This window comes from Tropicimonas sp. IMCC6043, from assembly GCF_004146235.1.
Taxonomy (GTDB): domain Bacteria; phylum Pseudomonadota; class Alphaproteobacteria; order Rhodobacterales; family Rhodobacteraceae; genus Tropicimonas.
The window spans coordinates 1-294 of sequence record NZ_SELO01000205.1 but is presented as its reverse complement, the minus strand read 5'-3'; the positions used below and the strand labels follow the sequence as shown (position 1 = coordinate 294).

The window sequence follows — 294 nt, the reverse complement described above, 5'->3', positions numbered from 1 at the left end:
ACTTGGCCAAGTCTGTCTTTCAGCTTCACGGGGTGGATGCCTGTGGCGCTGTCGTCTTGCAGAAGAAGCTTCGGCGGGGCGCGGTGCTCGATTTTCTCGACAAGATCGAGCCCTGCCTGATCGGCATCGAAGCCTGTCCGACCTCACACTTCTGGGCGCGGGAGATCGCGGCGCTCGGCCATGAGGTCCGGTTGATCCCGCCCGCATACGTGAAGCCCTGTGTAAAGCGGCAGAAAAACGATGCGGCGGATGCCGAGGCGATCTGCGAGGCCGTGACGCGGCCGAACATGCGCT

1 pseudogene is annotated in these 294 nt (G+C 62.9%); it reads left to right on the top strand.

The features are described 5' to 3' along the window. Window positions 1-2 precede the first annotated feature (2 nt). A pseudogene (locus EU800_RS26400) lies at window positions 3-294 on the top strand (IS110 family transposase); the annotation flags it as partial.